Consider the following 19,737-nt stretch of genomic DNA (forward strand, 5'->3'; position numbering starts at 1 on the left):
CCTTGTTCCCGATATCTTATTCCGCAGCCTGCAGGCGCGGCTGCTGGGGGCCGAAATCTTCGCGGAAGTGCTTCAGCGCCGAGAGCACAGGGTAGGGCGTGAAGCCGCCGAGTGCACAGAGCGATCCGAGCTTCATAGTGCCGCAGAGGTCCTCGACCAGGGCGATGTTCTCGGCGACGCGCTCGCCGCGGCGGATCTTGTCGATGGTCTCGGCGCCGCGCGTCGAGCCGATGCGGCAGGGCGTGCACTTGCCGCAGGATTCGATGGCGCAGAACTCCATCGCGAAGCGCGCCTGCTTCGACATGTCGACGGTGTCGTCGAACACGACGATGCCGCCATGGCCGATCAGGCCGTCCTTGGCGGTGAACGCCTCGTAGTCGAACGGCGTGTCGAACAGGGCGCGTGGGAAGTAGGCGCCGAGCGGACCGCCGACCTGCACCGCACGAACGGGACGGCCGGTGAAGGTGCCGCCGCCGATGTCGTCGACCAGTTCGCCCAGCGTGATGCCGAACGCGGTCTCGAACAGGCCGCCGAACTTGACGTTGCCGGCGATCTGGATCGGCATCGTGCCGCGCGAGCGTCCCATGCCGAAATCGGCATAGGCCTTGGCGCCCTCGTCGAGGATGAACGGGATCGCGGCGAACGACAGCAGGTTGTTGACCACGGTCGGCTTGCCGAACAAACCATGATGGGCGGGCAGCGGCGGCTTGGCGCGCACGATGCCGCGCTTGCCCTCGAGGCTCTCCATCAGCGCGGTCTCTTCGCCGCAGACATAGGCGCCGGCGCCGGTGCGGACCTCCAGCTCGAACGTATAGTTCGAGCCCGCGATCTTGTCGCCGAGCAGGCCCGCCTTCCTGGCGATGTCGATCGCCTTGGCCATGGTCGCAATAGCGTGCGGATATTCCGAACGCGTGTAGATGTAGCCCTTGGTGGCGCCCACCGCGATGCCGCAGATCGTCATGCCTTCGATCAGGACGAAGGGGTCGCCTTCCATCAGCATGCGGTCGGCGAAGGTGCCGCTGTCGCCTTCGTCGGCGTTGCAGATGACGTATTTGCGGTCGGCTGCCGTCTGCGACACCGTCTTCCACTTGATGCCGGTCGGAAAGCCGGCGCCGCCGCGGCCGCGCAGGCCGGAGGTGGTGACCTCGGCAATCACGGCGTCAGGCGTCAGCGACAGGGCGCGCGTCAGGCCCTTGTAGCCGCCATGGGCGCGGTAGTCGTCGAGCGACAGCGGATCGATGATGCCGCAGCGGGCGAAGGTGAGGCGGGTCTGCCGCTTCAGCCACGGGATCTCCTCGGTCAGGCCGAGCGAGAGCTTGTGCGACTTGTCGGCGATAACAGCGTCGAGCAGGGACGGAACGTCGTCTGCTGTCACCGGTCCGAAGCCGAACCGGCCCTGCGCCGTCTCCAATTCGACCAGCGGCTCCAGCCAGTACAACCCACGCGAGCCGTTGCGCACGATCTCGATATCGACCTTCCGCTCCAGCGCCGCCTTGTGCAGCGCGTGGGCGACCTCATCGGCGCCGACGGCGAGTGCGCCGGCATCACACGGGACAAAAAGACGCACGCTCATCGCTGGGCCTCCGAGACGAGGGCATCGATCCGGGCTTCGTCGAGCCGGCCGACCAGCCGGCCGTCGAGCATCGCCGATGGCGCGGTGGCGCACAGGCCGAGGCAGTAGATCGGCTCGAGCGTGACGCGCTCATCGGCCGTCGTGTTGCCCATGGCAATGCCGAGCTTGGCTTCGGCGCGGGCCGCGAGGGCGTCGCCGCCAGCGGCCTGGCAGGCCTCGGCGCGGCACAGCTTGAGCACGTGACGACCGGCCTTCTTGGCCCGGAAATCATGGTAGAACGTGAACACGCCGTAAACCTCGGCGCGCGAGAGGTTCAAAGCGGATGCGATCATCGGAATGGCATCCTCCGGCACGTGGCCGAACGTCTCCTGCAACGCATGGAGGATGGGCAAGGTTGCTCCCTCCATCTTGCTATGTTCGGCGATGATCTCGGCGCCGCGCGCCGCGTCCCAACTTTCGTACACCGGCGTCATCCTGATCCCGATTCTGCGTTGCAAGCGTTTCGCACATCCAAATTGGAATTGCTCAAGATATCAATAAAGCAGTCCCGTGCTGCGATAGCGAAACGCAATCGAGAGATAGCTAGAAGTTGACGAAAAACGGGCCTTCGCGCGACCGGCTTGCGGCCGCGTTTTACCGTGTCGGCGACACCCTCGTCGTGATAGGTTTCACCCTGGCCGGCAGCCGCCGAAAACGCGTGGAACCGGGCCGTTCAACCGCTGGAAGGCCGACCTCTTGATCGACAAGCTCGAACTGCTGCTGGCGCTGGCCAAGGAGCGTCATTTCGGCCGGGCGGCGGAGGCGTGCGGCGTTACCCAGCCGACCATGTCGACCAGCATCAAGCAGCTCGAGGAGATCCTCGGGGTGATGCTGGTGCAGCGGGGCTCGCGGTTCCAGGGGTTCACGCCCGAAGGCGAGCGAACACTGGATTGGGCGCGCCGGATCGTCGGCGACTTCCGGGCGATGCGCCAGGAGATCAATGGCCTCAGGGACAAGCTGTCCGGCGAGATCCGCATCGCGGCGGTGCCGACCGTGCTCGGCATGGTTGCGTCGCTGACGACGCCGTTCCGCGCCAAGCATCCGGAGGTCCGGTTCCGCATCATGTCGTGCACCTCTGCCGACGTGCTGGGACTGCTGGAGAACCTCGAGGTCGATGCCGGACTGACCTACATCGAGAACGAGCCGATCGGCCGTGTCAGAACCATCCCGCTCTACAACGAGAGCTACCGCCTGCTGACGGCGCCCGACGCCATGTTCGGCGATCGCGAGCAGGTGACCTGGAAGGATGTCGGGCAGGTGCCGCTGTGCCTCTTGACGCCCGATATGCAGAACCGCCGCATCATCGACCGCGCGCTGCGCGCCGCCGGCAACGACGTCACGCCGACGCTCACCTCGAACTCGCTGCTCGTGCTCTACACCCATGTAAAGACCGGCCGCTGGGCCAGCGTGATGCCGGCCAAGCTTGCCGAGACGCTCGGCCTCGCCGACAAGGTGCGCTCGATCCCGATCGTCGATCCCGTCATCAACTACCAGATCGGCCTCGTCATCCCGCAGCGCGACCCGATGACCCCGCTGATCGCGGCCCTGGTGCAGGTGGCGCGCGAGGTCGCGCCCAGCCTGCAGGCGTGAGGCGCATGTCGGCACCGTCACCCGACCTCGCCGGCGTCATCGGCAGACTTCGGGCTCTCATGCGGTCGCGGAGCTCCGGCCTTGCGCGTGGCGCGTGGCCCGGAGCTCGTAATGCGCGGCATGGCCGTCATAGCGGCTGAGCAGCTTCCGCGCCGCGGGCGGAACCACCGCCGCGTCATGGGCTGGACCCGCAAAGCGAACCACCGCCGCCTGATCGGCGAAGGTCATGATCGTCACGAATTCGACCTCGGCCTCCAGCGGTCTGCGCAGCAGCTCGATGCCTAGAAATCCTTCGATTGCCCGATCGACGATGGCTGGAAAGATCGTCGACCGCAGCAGCTCCTCATAGGCATCGGCATCCACCGCCCTGGTCCAGCCGTGCCAAATCCGCTTCAGCATCGCGATGCTCCCTTGGGTCCGATGATGGTCATCGAACCCTTGCACGGGCGTCGGGCGCCGGACTTGGTGAAAGTTGCGGCCCGCGCTGCGAACTCGCGGAGCGGCTGCCTCCGCTCAGTAGGCCGCAAATTGCTCCCGCATGACCTTCTCCTCCTGCCGGATCCGCAAGGTCAGCGGCACGGCATAGATGATCAGGCCGGCCACCAGCGTGAGATAGGCGTGCAGGGTCAGCGCGTAGCCGATCAGCTCGGGCAGGATGTTGAGGAAGTAGTTCGGGTGTCGCACGATCCGGAACAGCGGATGGGTCACCAGCGCGTGGTCGCGCGCGAGCATCAGCTTGACGGTCCAGAGGCGACCGAGCAACTGCGACACCACGAGCAGCATCACCGCGCCGAACAGATAGATCATGAATCCGATGATGCTGACGGCGTCGAGCGGCGCATCCCGGACGAGGCCCTCGGCCGTGGCGGCGAGATAGAAAGCGACATGGGCGATGGCCAGCCAGCGCGACACGGACGCGCCGTATTCGACGGCGCCTTCGGCGCGCAGCCGCTTCTCGTTGCGGATCGAGATGCCGAGCATGGCAAAGCGATAGGCGAAGGCGGCAACGATAAAGGCGATGATCACACGCGGTACTCCAGTTCTCGGAGCGATTGCCTTAGTTGCCCATGCGTAGGTGCGTCAATACCACGTTTCGCCAATGTTGCTTACCAAGCACGAAGCGATTTCATGATGCGGTCATCCCCCAGCGTCCCGCGCCGGCGCTGCCCTTCTGAAGGGCAAGCCGATCGCATTCCTGGGCATCATCCGCCGCGTCCGTGCCTGGGCACGCATCATCAGTCGTGACAGCATACGCCTCTCTCCACCCGTCATTGCGAGCGCAGCGAAGCAATCCAGGCTGCCGCCGCAGGGATGGTCGGCGCTGCAGGTAGGCCTCGCTAGTGCCATCGGCCGGCGAGGGCTCATGCGCTCCCCGAATGCTGAGCTTGCGCCTGGCCCGTGATCCTTAGCTCATAATGCGCGGCTTGGCCGTCATAGCGGCTGAGCAGCCGTTGCGCTGCCGGTGGCACCACGGCTGTCTCATGCATCGGACCGGCGAAGCACACCACCGCCGCCTGATCGGCGAACGTCATGATCGTCGCGAACTCGCCGCCGTCGATCGGCCTGCGCAGCAGCTCGATGCTCAAAAACCCCGCGATGTTCCGGGCCTCGATCCCTGGAAAGATCGCCGCGCGCAGCAGGTCCTCATAGGCATCGGCATTTGCGGGAGTGCTCCAGCCGCACCAGATACGCTTTAGCATCAGATTGTCCCTCGACAGTGCGATCTCGACTCTCGCGCAGTGAGGTCCGCCAAACTTGGCAATAATTGCTGATCGCCGTCGACGACTGCCACGTGCGGATCAGGCGCCGCCGATCCTCGCCAACAACTCGCGCTGCCAAGATTTGAGGCCAGGGTCGTTGGAACGCATCCTGGCGCTGGCCCTCAACTCAGGTGAAATGTCTTTGCGTTCCGGAGCGAACTGTCGCTCCAGGAGACCTTGCAGCACGGCCTCTGCGTGTCCCGAAACCGGCACACCGATGAGGTCGAACAGGAGCTCGTCGGCTCCAGCCCAGCCTGGAGCGGAAAGCGGCGTCACGGCGCGATACAGGCTGAGACCCAGTGCGACCCGGAGAGGATCGCGACTCGCGAACAGGCCGAGCATGCGCCCCTTGATGCGGTCGGGAAATTGCGTGTATTCCAGAAGCGCGATATTCCTCCAGCGATCGACGGCCATGGCTTCGAGCGTACTCGCGCCAGAGCCGACCAACTGCTGTCGACCGAAATACTGTTCAATCCCGATCAGGACCTCGTCGTAGGGAAACGGATCGACCGGGTGTCGGAGGGCATCGCGACTGACACCGATCGACTCGGCCAGAAGCACCTCGCCATCGACCGGCGGACCAGCCTCCACAGGGGTTGGTCGCTTCTCGAACAGGGCCAGTGGAAGAACCCACTTCATGTCCATGGCCCCCTTGATCCGTCGGGCCAGGACGCGGCTATGTCCGGAGTTTCGTTCCAGAAGTTCGTAGACATAGCCGTGGAAGCGGATCGGCAGGTCGTCCGCCGCCAGCCAATATCTGCCGTCATGGTTTCTCTCCGAAAGGAAGAGGCCATCATCGAAATCGACGACCGAACTTTTCGTGGCGCACTTTCCTGGATAACCGAGACGGAGAAAGTCGAGCGCGCGGACGGCATTCTCCGGTGCGAGACACGCCGTGCCATCCGCCGGCCGATACAGCGTCCAATCGATCCGGCCATAGCCGGTGGACTTCAACGCCACCTCGTGAGCTGACGTGGCGAGCACGCGAATGCTGGCGTCCTCATAGGACTTCGAGCTTTCGATCGCGAGAAGGGCGTGGTTCTGCTTGTCGGGCTGCTGCCGCGGGACAGCCATCTCGACCAGTGCAGCTTCATCTTGCTGCACTCGCCACGAGGAGTGGAGATAAATGGCGCCGGCAAGGACGATGGGACCCAACAGAAAGCCGTAGCGGCCCTTTACGAGCCCATAGAGCGGAATCGCCAAAAAGGGAGCGCAGGCCAGACCTAGGGGAATCAAAAGAAGCGGCGATGCAAACATCGCCACGAAGACGAGGCTGTTCGGGAGTGACGCAAACAGAGCTGCTTCGGCAAGTGATACGAGGAATACGATGCCAGCCGAGAGGACCACGTCGAGCAGAAGCAGAAGAAGGCGGCGAAGCATTGGTGCACCATGCTTTGGCGACAGGCCATGGGAAGACCCAGCCTCCCGGTTGCAGACCTCCAATCTGCAGGCAAAGAGTTAAGGGCTTGATGATCAAGTCCATCGGCGTAGCACCGCCTTGTCATGTTCGCGGGATCTCATTGCGTAACGCGGTCGCGAGCGCGGGGTGAGTCGCCCGTCGAGCGAGACGAGGCCTCGAGATGCCTTGCGAACAGGTCTCGCGTATCCCCGCGGGCCTGCGCCGAGATATAGAATTCGCAAGCGAAATCAACGTGCGACGCTCTGTCAAGATTGCCAGTGAAAAATATTCTGCTTTTCAGAATTAAAATCCTGTGTCTTCCTATGTCCATCCCGCCTCAAGCAAAGGGGCGTTGCGCGCGATCGTCACGACACGCGAGGCGGGGATGCGGTGGCCGCGGGCGTTCGCAGCGTCGTCTCAGGATGGCGCGGACGAACGGATGTCTTGCGGACGTGAAGTCGCAGCGGCCTGACACCCCGAAGCTGGTGTCCAACTCGGAGCGAGGCTTGGCTTCGCGCGGGAATGGTGGCCAACAAGCCGGCGCACCAGGGCGACTGCGTATAAGCGTGAAGACCATCGCGCAGGGAAGGCCGGGTTTGTCCGGCTGCACCTGTGGTACCTGCCGCCTGCATTTTTTCTCGCAGGCGGGCCGCAGGCGTCAGCCGACGCCTGGCCTTCCCTGCGCCCTTTGCAATTCGAAGGGCATGACTGATCGCATCACTCGGGCATCGTGTGCCGCGAGACCGCGGTGTCATGTTCGAAGCGTCCACGGTGTTCGAATGCATGGCTGTATGAGACGTAAATCCGATCTTTCGCGTGTCGTCCCGGGCAAGCCGCGTCGCGCGAGAGCACGTTGCGGCGCCGACCCGGGACGAATACTCCGCGGCGGGTGTGAGATGCGAGATGGTTGACGAGCGTGCCTCAAACGGCTGCCTGGGGTTATGGGTCCCGGCTCAAGGCCGGGACGACGGCGGTGGTTGTTGATGCAGACAGGGTACGACCAGAGTTCGTAGTTGGGCGCGCTGCCGTAGGGTGGGCAAAGTGGCGCCGTCAGGCGGCGCGTGCCCACCGTCTGCGTCGTGAACATCGGTGGGCACGGCGCGCGATGAAGCGCTGCTCGACACGCAGCTTCACGGGCGCGCCTTTGCCCACCCTACGGCATCGCGCATGCCCCTCAGGCCGCGACCGAGATGCTCGCCGTCGCCTTGTACGCGTCGCGGGGCAGGGTGACGCGGACGACGGTGCCGCACTCCAGCCGCGAGCGCAGCCGCATCGAGCCGCCGTGCAACTGGGCCAGCGAGCGGGCGATGGCGAGGCCGAGGCCGGAGCCGTGATAGGTCTTGGTCATCTGGCTCTCGACCTGCTCGAACGGCCGGCCGAGCCGCGCCAGCGACTGCGCAGGGATGCCGATGCCGGTGTCGGCGATGATGAGCACGACCTTGTCCTCGAACACGCGGCTCCGCATCGTGACACGGCCGCCTTCGGGGGTGAACTTCACCGCGTTCGACAGCAGGTTGACCATGATCTGCTTGGTGGCGCGACGGTCGGCGACGACGGGGATGCTGCCTCCGATGTCGGCGTCGAGGACGAGGCTCTTGTCCAGGGCGCGACCGGAGACGACGCGCAGCGATTCCGCCAGCGTCTTGGCGAGGTCGAGCGGCTCCATGTCGAGCTTCATGCGGCCGGCCTCGATCTTCGACATGTCGAGGATGTCGTTGATCACCTCGAGCAGATACTGACCGGAGGTCAGGATGTCGTGGCAGTATTCCTGGTACTTCTCGGAGCCGAGCGAGCCGAACATGCCGCTGCCCATGATCTCGGAGAAGCCGATGATGGCGTTGAGCGGCGTGCGCAGCTCGTGGCTCATATTGGCGAGGAATTTCGACTTGGTCTGGTTGGCTTCCTCGGCGCGGGTCTTCTCCTGCGAGTATTTCTCCGCGAGGTCGGCGAGCTCGATCGCCTGGCGCTCGAGCGCGCTCTGCGAGCGCTGCAGGTCGATCACGGTGGCGCGCAGGCGCAGGTCGTTGTCGACGAGCTTCTGCTCGTGCTCCTTGATGCGGGTGATGTCGGTGCCGACCGAGACGTAGCCGCCGTCCTTGGTGCGGCGCTCGCTGATGTGCAGCCAGCTGCCGTCGTCGAGCTGCGCCTCGAAGGTGCGGCCGCCCGGCGCCTGCTGGCTGTGGTCGTGCAGCCGCGTGCGGATCTCCGGCATCTTGCCGACCTCGATGACGGTCTCATAGGAGGTGCCGGGGATCACGGCGGAGTCCGGCAGCTTGTGCAGCTTCTGGAAATGCGAGTTGCACAGCACCAGCCGGTTGTTGGCGTCCCACAGCACGAAGGCTTCCGAGATCGTCTCGATCGCGTCGCGCAGGCGAAGGTCGGCCTCGACGGTCTTCTCGACCAGGCTCTTCTGCTCGGTGACGTCGACCGCGATGCCGATCAGGTGCAGGCCGGAATCGGAGGTGCCCTGGCTGAGCTCGCAGCGCACCCGGAGCCAGATCCAGTGACCCTCGGTGTGGCGCATCCGGAAGCTCTGATCGATCTGGTGGATGTCGCCGGCGACGAGCTGGTCGGCGATCTCGAACAGGTCGATGTCGTCCGAGTTCACCAGCGCGTTGACCTCGCCGAAGGTGAGGAGGTCGGTGCGGTTTTCCAGGCCGAGCATCGCGAACATCGAGTTCGACCAGAAGATGCGGCCGCGCGACAGGTCCCAGTCCCACAGCCCGCAGCGGCCGCGATTGAGCGCGGTGTCGATGCGGCCCCGCACGGCGTCGTTGATCAGGTCGCCCTCGCGGGCGCGGGTCGACTGCCAGTGGAAGGCGAAGCCGAGGATCAGCACGACGAAGCCCGTCGTCGCCGACAGCGTGACCGAGAGTGCGGCGTCCGAGCCCCAGATCGGCTCGAGCTTCTCCTGGATCACCACGACGCGGCCAGGCAGCGCCTTGATCAACTGCGACACCGCGAAGGCCGGACGGCCGTTCGGCAGCGTGATCTCGGTGACCGCGCCCTGCAGGCCCGGCGTCGCCAGGAGCTGCGCGGTGGAGATCAGGTCGAGGATACGGTCGTTCTCGCCGAGTCCGGTGTCGACCGGAACCCGGGCGAGAATGCGGTGGTCGGCGCCGGTCACGATCACGTGGCGGCCGGGCGCTGCGCCCCAGGCGGGGATCAGGTCGGGCAGCAGGCTCTGCAGGTGCTCGATATGGGCGATGCGGTCCGGGCGCATCGCCAGATTGCCGATGCGGTCGGCGAGCAGGTCGGAGATCGCGGCCAGGTCGCGCTTGGTCGCGCCGCGCTTCTGACGGCTCTGGTCGAGCACCTGGACGAAAGCGCCGAGGCAGATGGTGACGAGAAAGGCGATGATCAAAGTAGGGACAGCACGACGCAATACCGGCTCAGCAGTCAGCAGCCTTTGATAGGCCGGTTTCGCGATCGATTGCGCCAACCCCTTGATGGAATCAGAAGATTGGACGCACGCGTTCGCGGCATGCGCACGCGTCATGCTGTAGACCCCCGAAACTTCTTGGATACCCGAATTTCGAAAGAGCCCCAGCCGCTTCCGAATCAAGTTGATTTGAATCCAGATTTCTCGGGCTGTCGAGAGTCAACGATTTGGCAAAAGCTAATAAATCTTATCCAATGCGGATTTGCCATGGCGAAAAGCCGGCGAAGTGAGTCCGAAGCGGGAACGCAGCATGACGTCTTGGCTTCAGCCGTGCGGCGGCTCGGCGTGACTGATGACGCGCTTGACGCTCGGGAAGGCGCGACGCACCCCGCGTTCGATGTGGTCGACATTGTCGTGCACCTTCAGCACGCTCATCGACGGCGCGGCGCGGCAGTGGAAGTTGACGATCTCGCCAGCCTCGGTGTTGCGGACGCGGACATTGTGCACGTCGTACATGTCGGTCTCGGCTGCGAGGCGCTGCAGGGCCGCGGCGATCTCGGCGATCCGCTGCGCCGGCGCGTCGACGCCGAATGGCAGCTCGGGCTCGAGCGGCTCGATATGGGTGTCGACCTCGACATCGGCGCCGAATTCGTCGCGGATCGAGCGTTCCAGCTCGTGCGCGATCGCATGTGCCGCGAACAGGCTCATGTCGCCGTCGACCTCGAGGTCGATCGCGACGATCAGGCGCCCGCCGACATCATGGACGGTGACGTGATGGATCGCGAGGCCGGAATTGCGCGCGATCACCATGATGCGCTCGCGCACGCTCTCATTGCTGAGCGCGACCGGTACCGTCGTGAAGGTGACGTCGGCGCCGGACAGGCTGGCATCGACCGCGGCCTGCGCATCGCGCTTGATCTCGTGCACGCGGTCGATCGGGTAGGTGCGCGGCACCTGCACCGTGGCGTCGACAAAATGTGTCGCGCCGACGAGCCGCACCCGCAGCCGCTCGACATCGACGACGCCATTGATCGAACGGATCGCGGCGCGCGCCTTTTCGGCCGCGCCCTCCGGCGCGCGGTCGAGCAGTGTTTCTACGGTGGAGCGCGCCAGCCGCAGGCCGAGCATCGAGATCATCAGGGCGACGGCGACCGCGGCGGCGGAATCCCCCCACCAGAACCCGAACGCGGTGAGGACCAGGCCGGCGATGACGGCGATCGAGCCGAGCACGTCGGAGGCAAAATGCAGAGCGTCGGCGGCGAGCGCCTGGCTGTGGGTCTCGTGCGCGGCCCGGTGCAGCGCGCGGGCGCGCCAGAAATTGACGGCGATGTCGATCAGCAGCACCACGAACGGAATCGCCGACAGCGACGGCGGTGCCGCCGCCTCGCGCAGCCGGCTGACGGACTCGACCAGCACGCCGCCGGCCAGCACGTAGAGCAGGGCGATGACGCCAAGCGCCGACAGGCTCTCCAGCTTGCCGTGGCCGTAATGATGCTCGTCGTCGGCCGGCCGGTCCGATACCCGAACCACCATCCACGTGATGACGGTGGCGACGACGTCGACGGCGCTGTGCAGGGCCTCGGAGACGAGCGCGAGGCTGCCGATCAGGATGCCGACGATGAACTTCGCCGCGGCCATGCTGGCGCTCGCCGCGATCGAGATCGCGGCGACACGGGTTTTCCCGGAATCGACATGGGAGGCGGCGTCTCTCATGGCGGCGGATGTAGCAGCCGAGGCCGCACCATGAAAGCCGGGATCGCGCGGTCCATGTGCGTGGACCGCGCGCTGTTTCGAGTGCTTCTAAATCTCAGAAGGTTGCGTTCACAAGGTCACCACGATCTTGCCGAGATGCTTGTTCGCCTCCATGTGCGCGAACGCCGCGCCAATGTCGTCGAAGGCGAAGACGCGGTCGATCGGCAGCCGCAGCGTGCGCTGCTCGACCGCACCCCAGATGTCCTTCTTCACCTCGGCGAAGATCGCGCGGATCTCCTCGATCGAGCGGGTGCGGAAGGTGACGCCGACATAGGTGATGCGGCGCGCCGCGTGCAGGTCGAAGTTGAAGTCGGCATGGGTGCCGCCGAGCCGGCCGACATTGACGATGCGGCCGAGGACCTTGGTTGCGGCGAGGTTCTGATTGGCGACCTTGCCGGACACCTGGTCGATGATCAGATCGACGCCCTCGCCGTTGGTCGCCTGCAGCACCTGGTCGACCCAGGCAGGATCGCTGGAGTCGATGGCGAGATCGGCGCCGAACTCCTTGAGCCGTCCGCGGCGCATCGCATCGGTCGAGGAGCCGATCACGAGCGGGGCGCCCTTGAGCTTGGCGATCTGCATCGCCATCAGCCCGACGCCGGAGCTCGCACCCTGCACCAGCATGCGCTGGCCCGGCTGCAAAGCGCCGTTGGTGACGACGGCGTTGTGCATCGTGGTCAGCGCGATCGGCAGCGTGGCGGCCTCGTCGAAGTTCATGTTCGACGGCGCGTGGAACAGCCGGCCATGGTCGGCAAGGGTGTATTCGGCGAACGCCGCGCTGCCCGAGCCCATGACCTTGTCGCCGATCTTCACGCCCCTGGCGTCGGGCCCGAGCTCGGCGACCTCGCCGGCCCATTCCATGCCGAGGACGGTGCCGACGCCGCCGGCGGCGCCATGCACATGCCCCTTGGTCATGCCGAGATCGGCGCGATTGAGGCCGCAGGCGCGCACGCGCACCAGCACCTGCGTGCCCTTCGGCGCGGGCTTGGCGATATCGGTGATCGCGGCGCCCTGGGCGCCGTAGACATAGGCTTTCATCGCAAGGAATCCTGTCGGGTCAGCATGAACGGCGACCTTACTGTGCCGCTCCTCTCTGCGCACCGCCTAACAGGCGGCGCGCAGCTCCGACAAGGTTCTCTCAGGATTGAACCGGTTCCGCTGACCGGGCTGGATGCGTCAGGCGGCGACTGGAGCTTCCGCTTCGTCGAAGGCCGAGGAGACGTCGCGCATGCTGATGACGCCGGCCAGCGCGAAGTCGACAATGACCGGGAGGTGGCGGATGTGGTGCACGTTCATCAGGTGCCGCACGTGTTCGAGCGTATCCTCGGTGCTGCAGGAGATCAGCCGCTGCGGCGAGATCAATTGCGAGACCTTCAGGTTGACGCCGGCGGCGCCATGCTCGGCGATGGCGCGCACGACATCGCGCTCGGTGAACATGCCGGCCGCGGTGTTGCCCTCGGTGCGGACGACATCCTTGACGACGAGGGCGCTGACATTGCTGGCGCGCATCAGCTGCGCCGCGACGCCGACGGTCTCGTTCATTCGCACCGTGATCACGCGCGCCGTCTTGTTGCGCAGGATGTCTCCGACCTTCATGGCACCCTCCCGTTTGGTTGGTAGTGAACGGGAGGAAGTCTGGTATACGTTATGCCAGAAGTCAATCGGGTTTGATGGCTTTTCGTGCGCGAGGCCACCGAAAAAACACGTCAGCGACACTGCCGGATATGACCGGGGCATCCCGCCCCGGCGCAAAAAAAGAGGCGCACCACTGGTGCGCCTCCTGAAGTCGCGGGAGGAAACCGTGGCGTCACGCCATCCTGGCGTCCTGCGTCACCGGCTCGGTGACCGGCTCCTTGCCGAGGATGAAGGCCCGGCGCAGCGGCTTGATCACGAACAGCGCCATCAAGGCGGCCGTCGCGTTCAGCGCGACGCCGATCACGAACACGGCCTGCCAGCCATATTTTGCGGAGACGATGCTCGCGAGCGGGACCAAGAGCGAGGCGGTGCCCTTCGCAGTGTAGAGCATGCCGTTGTTGGTCGCGGCGTATTTGCTGCCGAACGTATCGCCCGAGGTCGCCGGAAACAGGCTGTAGATTTCGCCGAAGACGCCGAAATAGACGGCGGTGGCGAGCACGAACACGATCGGATTGTGCCCGTAGCTCGACAGCGTCAGCAGCATCAAAGCGGCCGTGCCGAAGGCGATGAACATGGTGTGCTCACGACCGATCGTGTCGGAGATCCAGCCGAACACGGGGCGGCCGAAGCCGTCGAAAATGCGATCGAGCGAGATCGCGAACGTCAGCGCCGCCATCTGGAAGCCGGCGAGCGATACCGGCTCGTTGGCGATCTTGAAATCGTGGGCGATCGGGGCGATCTGGGCGGCGGTCATCAGGCCGCCGGAGGCCACCATGACGAACACCAGATACATGATCCAGAAGATCGGCGTGCGCAGCACCTGCGGCGGCGTGTAGTCGATCTTGGTCTGCGGCAGGTTGAGCTGCTTCTTGCGGGCCGGCACCGCAACCGTCGGCGGCCGCAGGAAGATCGCGAGCACGAACACGACCAGCCCCTGGCCGATGCCGAAGGTGAAGAAGGCGCTCTGATAACCGCTCGAGGCGATCATGCTGGCGATCGGCACCACGGTCAGCGCCGCACCGGCGCCGAAGCCCGCGGCGGTGGCACCGGCGGCGAGGCCGCGGCGGTCGGGAAACCATTTCAGCGCATTGCCGACGCAGGTGCCGTACACCGCACCGGCGCCGATGCCGCCGATGACGGCGCCGGCGTAGAGCAGGGTGAGCGAGTCGGCGTAGGAGTTCAGCACCCATGCCAGCGAGATCATGACGGCGCCGAACATGATGACGAGGCGCGGGCCGTATTTGTCGACGAACCAGGCCTCGACCGGCACAAGCCAGGTTTCGGTGACGACGAAGATCGTGAAGGCCAGCTGGATCGCCGTGCGACCCCAGTGAAACTTCGCGTCGATCGGATCGACGAACAGTGTCCAGCCATATTGCAGGTTGGCGATCATCGCCATGCAGATGATGCCCATCGCGAGCTGGAGCCAGCGGAAGCCGCTGGACTGTGCCTGGACAGGCGGTGTTGCCTCTGTGCTGGAAACCATGTGTCCTCCCAAACGCGCTCTGTTGGAGGATGCGGCTGCGAGCGCGCTCCTCATCTGCGCATCGAGGCATTCTGGTATAACATATTCCAGTCTGCAATATGGCCTGCGACACAGGGTGCGACATGCTGCTTTGCAGCGACACCGAAATCGTCCGCCAAGCAAAAGAAAACGCTCGGCAAAATGCCGAGCGTCGTCAATCTGGAAGCGTTCTTTTTTATTTTTGCTGCAGCGCGAAGGGCGCGTCAGAGCGTTGATTTCTGCACCACGACCCGCCGCCAGGGCTTGAGCACCGCGATCGCGAGGATCGACGCCAGGATGTTGGCGCCGGCCGCGATGATGAAGACGCGGTCCCAATTGCCGGAGGACTGCTGCATGTAGTTCGCGATCGGCACCAGCAGCGCTGCCGTGCCCTTGGCGGTGTAGAGCAGGCCGGCATTGGTGGTGGCGAACTTGGTGCCGAACGTGTCGGTGCAGGTCGAGGGGAAGAGCGAATAGATCTCGCCCCAGGCGAAGAACACGAAGCCGGAGAGGATCACGAACCACACCGGATCGTGGCCCAGCATGTACAGCGCCCAGATGCCGATGCCTTCCATGCCGAACGCGATGAACATCGTGTTCTCGCGGCCGATCATGTCCGAGATCCAGCCGAAGAACGGACGCGTCAGGCCGTTCAGCACGCGATCGATGGTGGCCGCGAACGTCACCGCCGTCATGGTCATGCCGATCAGCGTCACCGGAATGTTGTCGACCTTCCAGTCGCCGGCGATCGGCTTGAGGTTGGCCGTCACCATCAGGCCGCCGGCGCCGACGATCACGAACATGAAGTACATCAGCCAGAAGATCGGCTGGCGGATCACCTCGGTCGGGTTGTAGTTGCGGCGGCTCTGGACGAGGTTGGTGTTCTGCGTGACAGCGGGCACCTGGCCTTCCTTGGGCGCGAACAGGAAGAAGGCGAGGATGACGATGATGATGCCCTGGCCGAGACCGAAATACAGGAAGGTGGTCTGGAAGCCGGAGTCGCGGATCATGGCCTGGATCGGTGCGACGGTGAGCGCCGAGCCGGCGCCGAAGCCGGCCGCGGTGATGCCGGCCGCGAGGCCGCGCTTGTCGGGAAACCACTTCAGCGCGTTGCCGACGCAGGTGCCGTAGACGCCGCCGGCGCCGATGCCCGCGATGATCATGCCGAGATAGTAGCCGTTGAGCGAGGTGGCGTAGGCGTTGATCATCCAACCGATGGCGCACAGCACGCCACCGACGAGCACGACGATGCGCGGGCCGTATTTGTCGACGAACCAGCCCTCGACCGGCACGAGCCAGGTTTCGAACAGCACGAACAGCGTGAACGCCCACTGGATCGAGGCGCGATCCCAGCCGAACGTCTTGGCGATATCCGGGACGAAGAAGGTCCAGCCATATTGATAGTTGGCGATCATCACCATCGCCAGGACGCCAACCGCGAGCTGCGTCCAGCGATAGGCGTCGCTTACTCTTGCAGATGCGGGCGCCCCCGCGTGAGCCAAGTCCGTCATGTTTCCTCCAGGCTGTCTATTTGCTGTCTATTTTTGTCCTAACAGCTATACGGAGTTTGGTATATGATATGCCAATAGACAAGCGGATTCATCGAGCCGGTTGGCGCTGGTAGACCAGCGATCGACAAAAAAGCCTGCAGAAGCAAGGCAAATCGCTGCAGCGACAATACGACGCAGCAGAGGATCTTTGTAGCTCAACTATCGAAGTAAGGGCGGGTTTATGCGGCGAACGCCCGCAACCGGTTGTAGCCCTGCTGGATCGCCGACCAGAACAGCGCGATCAACCCGAGCGCCATGATGGTGCCGACCAGCCCGTTGGAGAAGAAGATCGCGAGCGATCCCTGGGATCCCAGCAGCGACTGCCGGAAGGCCTCCTCGGCCTTGTCGCCGAGCACGATGGCGAGCACCAGCGGCGCGAGCGGATAGCCGCACTTCTTGAACAGATAGCCGAGCACGCCGAACACCAGCATCAGCACCACATCGAACGTGCTGCTGTGCACCGAATAGGCGCCGATGGCACAGAGCACGAGGATGAGCGGCGCGATGATGCTGAAGGGAATGCGCAGGATCGCCGCGAACACCGGGACGCAGGTCAGCACGACGAGCAGGCCGGCGAGGTTGCCGAGATACATCGAGGCGATCAGGCCCCAGACGAATTCCTTCTGCTCGACGAACAGCATCGGCCCCGGCTGCAGGCCCCAGATCAACAGACCGCCGAGCAGCACCGCCGCCGTGGGGGAGCCGGGCACGCCGAGCGACAGCATCGGCAGCAGCGCCGCCGTGCCCGCCGCATGGGCTGCCGTCTCCGGCGCGACGACGCCCTCGATCTCGCCATGGCCGAACTTCTTGCCGCGCTTGGAGAGGCGCTTGGCGATGCCGTAGCTCATGAACGAGGCCGGCGTGGCGCCGGCGGGGGTGATGCCCATCCAGCAGCCGATCAGGCATGAGCGCAGCGCGGTGAGCCAGTGTGCCGGCATCTCCTTCCAGGTGTGCATCACCACGCGCAGATTGATCTGCGCGTTGCCGCCGCGGAAGCTCAGTCCTTCCTCCATCGTCAGCAGGATCTCGCCGATGCCGAACAGGCCGATCACGGCGATGAGGAAGTCGAAGCCGTTGAGCAGCTCGGTGATCCCGAAGGTGAGCCGGAGCTGGCCGGTGATGGAATCGAGTCCGACGGCCGCGAGCGCAAAGCCGATCATCATTGCAGCGACGGTCTTGAACGGCGGCTCCTTGCTCAATCCGACGAAGCTGCAAAAGGCGAGGAAGTAGACGGCGAATTTCTCAGCCGGGCCGAATTGCAGCGCGAAGCTCGCGACCAGCGGCGCGACCAGGGTGATCATCATCACCGCAAACAGCGCGCCGACGAAGGAGGAGGTGAAGGCCGCGGTCAGCGCCTCGCCGGCCTTGCCCTGCTGCGCCATCGGATAGCCGTCGAACGTGGTCGCCACCGACCATGGCTCGCCGGGAATGTTGAACAAGATGGATGTGATCGCGCCGCCGAACAGCGCGCCCCAGTAGATGCAGGACAGCATGATGATCGCCGAGGTCGGCGGCATGCTGAAGGTCAGCGGCAGCAGGATCGCGACGCCGTTGGCGCCGCCCAATCCCGGCAGCACGCCGATGATCACCCCGAGGACGATCCCGAGGATCATCACCATGATGTTGAAGGGTTGGAGGGCGACGGCGAAGCCGTGAAACAGATTGGCGAGTTCTTCCATGCCGGCTGGTCCTGCAACCCTTCAACGTTTCTTATTGGATCAGAGCCCGAGCCATTCCTCGACCGGCCCCTTGGGCAAAGGGACCATGAACCAGCGCTCGAAGATCAGATATGTGACCACCGGCATCCCGATCGCGACCGCCGCGACGGTGAGCCAGCCATATTTGCCGAGCCAGCGCATGAACCAGGCGATGAAGATTATCGATGCCAGATAGAGCCCGGTGAAGGGCAGGGCGCCGACATAGATCGCGGTCGGCACGACCACGCTCATCACCTGGCGAAGCTGCGTCCATTCGGCGAACAGCCCGCCATCATCCTCGCGCAGCGTGTTGCGGACATTCATCGCGCTTGACGCCACGATGAACAGGCCGACATAGAACGGGAAGAAGCCGGCGCGCGGCCCCTCGGCGCCCCAGTTGATTCCCGCCTTCACGCTGCCGATGATCACGATGATCCCGAACAGCGCGATGGCGAGCGTGACGCCGAGCTCGACCGCCTTGTGGCTCGGGCCGGCGGAACGTCCCTGACTGCTCATGCGTGCGGCTCAGTTGGACGCCAGGAAGCCGGCGTCCTTCATCAGGGTCTCGTGCCGCTTCTCCTCGGTCTCGACCCATTTGGCGTAGTCGGCGCCGGTCATGAAGGTGGTGTTGAAGGCGCCGGTCTTCATGAACTCCTGCCAGTCCGGCGTCTCCCGCACCTTCTTGAACAGCTCGACATAATATTCGACCTGGTCCTTGGTGGCGCGCGGCGACATGAAGATGCCGCGCAGCATCAAATACTCGATATCGAGCCCCTGCGACTTGCAGGTCGGGATGTCCTTCCAGGCCTTGCCCTCGGTGATCGGCTCGTCATAGCCCATCGGCTTGGCGTCGAACACGCAGAGCGGCCTGACCTTGCCGCCGCGCCATTGCGCCACGGCCTCGATGGGATTGTTCACGGTGGAATCGATGTGGTTGCCGACCAGTTGCACGGCCACTTCGCCGCCGCCCTTGTAGGGGATGTAGGTGAACTTGGCGCCGGTCGCCTTCTCCATGGCCACCGTGATGATCTGGTCTTCCTGCTTCGAGCCGGTGCCACCCATCTTGAGGGTGCCGCCGGCCTGCTTGACCGCATCGATGTAGTCCTTGGCACTCGTGTAGGGCTTCTCGGCGTTGACCCATAGCACGAACTCGTCGAGCGCCAGCATGGCGACGGGAGTGAGGTCCTTCCAGTTGAAAGGAATGCCGGTCGCGAGCGGCGTCGTGAACAGGTTCGACAGCGTGATGATGATCTTGTGCGGGTTGCCGGCCGACGCCTTGACGTCGAGGAAGCCTTCGCCGCCGGCGCCACCGGACTTGTTGATCACGACCAGCGGCTGCTTCATCAAATTGTGCTTGGTGACGATGCCCTGGATGGTCCGGGCCATCTGATCGGCACCGCCACCGGTGCCAGCCGGAACGATGAACTCGACCGGCCGGACGGGCTCCCATCCCGCCAGAGCCGGGATATGCCCTGCCATCAGGGCGATGCCGGCCATAACGGCCACGCACACGGAACGCTTCATCACGCTTTCTCCCCTTCATTCCCGGAACGCACGGCTTCTTGCGGCCGCTGTGCCCAATCGAACCACCGACCTGTCGAGCCCGGCCGGTGGCGTTTTCCGCCGTGCCGCGCTTCAGGCCGTCGTCAGCTCCGTACTCCCCTGCGATGCCCATGCAGCCAAAAGTTGTGTTGGCAGCCGGGATCAGGCAGCAAGAGGTGCATCCGCAGCCAATCGACCGATTTGATTTTGGTATGAAGAGGTGACCGACCGCAATTGAGGAGATTGGGTGGGATGCCTGGCAGGCCAATTTGTCGCAGGCGGTGGGGTGTCGCGAAAAGCAAAAGCCCCGGAGG

Annotated in this window: 17 protein-coding genes; 2 read left to right on the top strand and 15 right to left on the bottom strand. The window is 64.7% G+C overall.

Annotated elements, in window-relative coordinates:
• Positions 1–16: 16 nt before the first annotated feature.
• Positions 17–1,573 carry a formate dehydrogenase beta subunit gene (locus ACQR1X_RS24650; protein ID WP_315805079.1) on the bottom strand — a complete coding sequence of 519 codons (1,557 nt, stop codon included), beginning with the start codon at positions 1,571–1,573 and terminating at the stop codon, positions 17–19.
• The gene (locus ACQR1X_RS24655; protein ID WP_316182799.1) at positions 1,570–2,046 is read right to left on the bottom strand and encodes a formate dehydrogenase subunit gamma; all 477 of its coding nucleotides are present in this window, start codon (positions 2,044–2,046) and stop codon (positions 1,570–1,572) included. The genes ACQR1X_RS24650 and ACQR1X_RS24655 overlap by 4 nt, the downstream gene beginning before the upstream one ends.
• Positions 2,047–2,308: 262 nt before the next feature.
• Between ACQR1X_RS24655 and ACQR1X_RS24660 the strand changes: the two genes are divergently transcribed.
• Positions 2,309–3,202 carry a LysR family transcriptional regulator gene (locus ACQR1X_RS24660; protein ID WP_315805080.1) on the top strand — a complete coding sequence of 298 codons (894 nt, stop codon included), beginning with the start codon at positions 2,309–2,311 and terminating at the stop codon, positions 3,200–3,202.
• A 57-nt stretch (positions 3,203–3,259) separates the two neighbouring features.
• On the opposite strand, the gene ACQR1X_RS24665 is transcribed toward ACQR1X_RS24660, so the two are convergent.
• From ACQR1X_RS24665 to ACQR1X_RS24690, 6 genes are all read right to left on the bottom strand, one after another.
• Positions 3,260–3,601, bottom strand: a complete 342-nt coding sequence (locus ACQR1X_RS24665; RefSeq protein WP_434899737.1) for an antibiotic biosynthesis monooxygenase — start codon at positions 3,599–3,601, stop codon at positions 3,260–3,262.
• Positions 3,602–3,715: 114 nt separating this feature from the next.
• On the bottom strand, positions 3,716–4,228 hold the full coding sequence (locus ACQR1X_RS24670; RefSeq protein ID WP_434899738.1) for an isoprenylcysteine carboxyl methyltransferase family protein: 513 nt from the start codon (positions 4,226–4,228) through the stop codon (positions 3,716–3,718).
• Between the two features lie 335 nt (positions 4,229–4,563).
• Positions 4,564–4,902, bottom strand: coding sequence for an antibiotic biosynthesis monooxygenase (locus tag ACQR1X_RS24675; protein ID WP_315805083.1), 339 nt, complete (start codon positions 4,900–4,902; stop codon positions 4,564–4,566).
• A gap of 99 nt (positions 4,903–5,001) precedes the next feature.
• A complete protein-coding gene (locus ACQR1X_RS24680; protein ID WP_315805084.1) occupies positions 5,002–6,342 on the bottom strand; it encodes a hypothetical protein in 1,341 nt (446 codons plus the stop codon).
• Between the two features lie 1,193 nt (positions 6,343–7,535).
• On the bottom strand, positions 7,536–9,860 hold the full coding sequence (locus tag ACQR1X_RS24685) for a sensor histidine kinase (RefSeq protein ID WP_315805085.1): 2,325 nt from the start codon (positions 9,858–9,860) through the stop codon (positions 7,536–7,538).
• 207 nt (positions 9,861–10,067) lie between these two features.
• Positions 10,068–11,381, bottom strand: coding sequence for a cation diffusion facilitator family transporter (locus ACQR1X_RS24690; protein ID WP_315805086.1), 1,314 nt, complete (start codon positions 11,379–11,381; stop codon positions 10,068–10,070).
• Between ACQR1X_RS24690 and ACQR1X_RS24695 the strand changes: the two genes are divergently transcribed.
• A complete protein-coding gene (locus ACQR1X_RS24695; protein ID WP_315716165.1) occupies positions 11,362–11,490 on the top strand; it encodes a hypothetical protein in 129 nt (42 codons plus the stop codon). The genes ACQR1X_RS24690 and ACQR1X_RS24695 overlap by 20 nt on opposite strands.
• Positions 11,491–11,564: 74 nt before the next feature.
• On the opposite strand, the gene ACQR1X_RS24700 is transcribed toward ACQR1X_RS24695, so the two are convergent.
• The 7 genes from ACQR1X_RS24700 to ACQR1X_RS24730 form a co-directional block, all read right to left on the bottom strand.
• Entirely contained in the window at positions 11,565–12,533 is a 969-nt protein-coding gene (locus ACQR1X_RS24700; RefSeq protein WP_434896322.1) for a zinc-binding dehydrogenase, read from the bottom strand.
• Positions 12,534–12,671: 138 nt separating this feature from the next.
• Positions 12,672–13,091, bottom strand: coding sequence for a CBS domain-containing protein (locus ACQR1X_RS24705; protein ID WP_172114347.1), 420 nt, complete (start codon positions 13,089–13,091; stop codon positions 12,672–12,674).
• A gap of 211 nt (positions 13,092–13,302) precedes the next feature.
• Positions 13,303–14,616: an oxalate/formate MFS antiporter gene (gene oxlT / locus ACQR1X_RS24710; protein WP_315805089.1), complete on the bottom strand. Its 1,314-nt coding sequence runs from the start codon at positions 14,614–14,616 to the stop codon at positions 13,303–13,305.
• Between the two features lie 242 nt (positions 14,617–14,858).
• Positions 14,859–16,145 (bottom strand): oxalate/formate MFS antiporter, encoded by a 1,287-nt coding sequence (gene oxlT, locus ACQR1X_RS24715; RefSeq protein WP_315716169.1) that lies wholly within the window; start codon positions 16,143–16,145, stop codon positions 14,859–14,861.
• Between the two features lie 218 nt (positions 16,146–16,363).
• Positions 16,364–17,863 carry a tripartite tricarboxylate transporter permease gene (locus ACQR1X_RS24720; protein WP_434899739.1) on the bottom strand — a complete coding sequence of 500 codons (1,500 nt, stop codon included), beginning with the start codon at positions 17,861–17,863 and terminating at the stop codon, positions 16,364–16,366.
• 39 nt (positions 17,864–17,902) lie between these two features.
• Complete coding sequence (locus tag ACQR1X_RS24725; RefSeq protein WP_434899740.1) at positions 17,903–18,397, bottom strand: tripartite tricarboxylate transporter TctB family protein; 495 nt, start codon at positions 18,395–18,397, stop codon at positions 17,903–17,905.
• 9 nt (positions 18,398–18,406) lie between these two features.
• Entirely contained in the window at positions 18,407–19,405 is a 999-nt protein-coding gene (locus ACQR1X_RS24730; protein WP_434899741.1) for a Bug family tripartite tricarboxylate transporter substrate binding protein, read from the bottom strand.
• Between the last annotated feature and the right edge of the window lie 332 nt (positions 19,406–19,737).

It is taken from the genome of Bradyrhizobium sp. HKCCYLRH3073 (assembly GCF_051167995.1).
GTDB lineage: Bacteria > Pseudomonadota > Alphaproteobacteria > Rhizobiales > Xanthobacteraceae > Bradyrhizobium.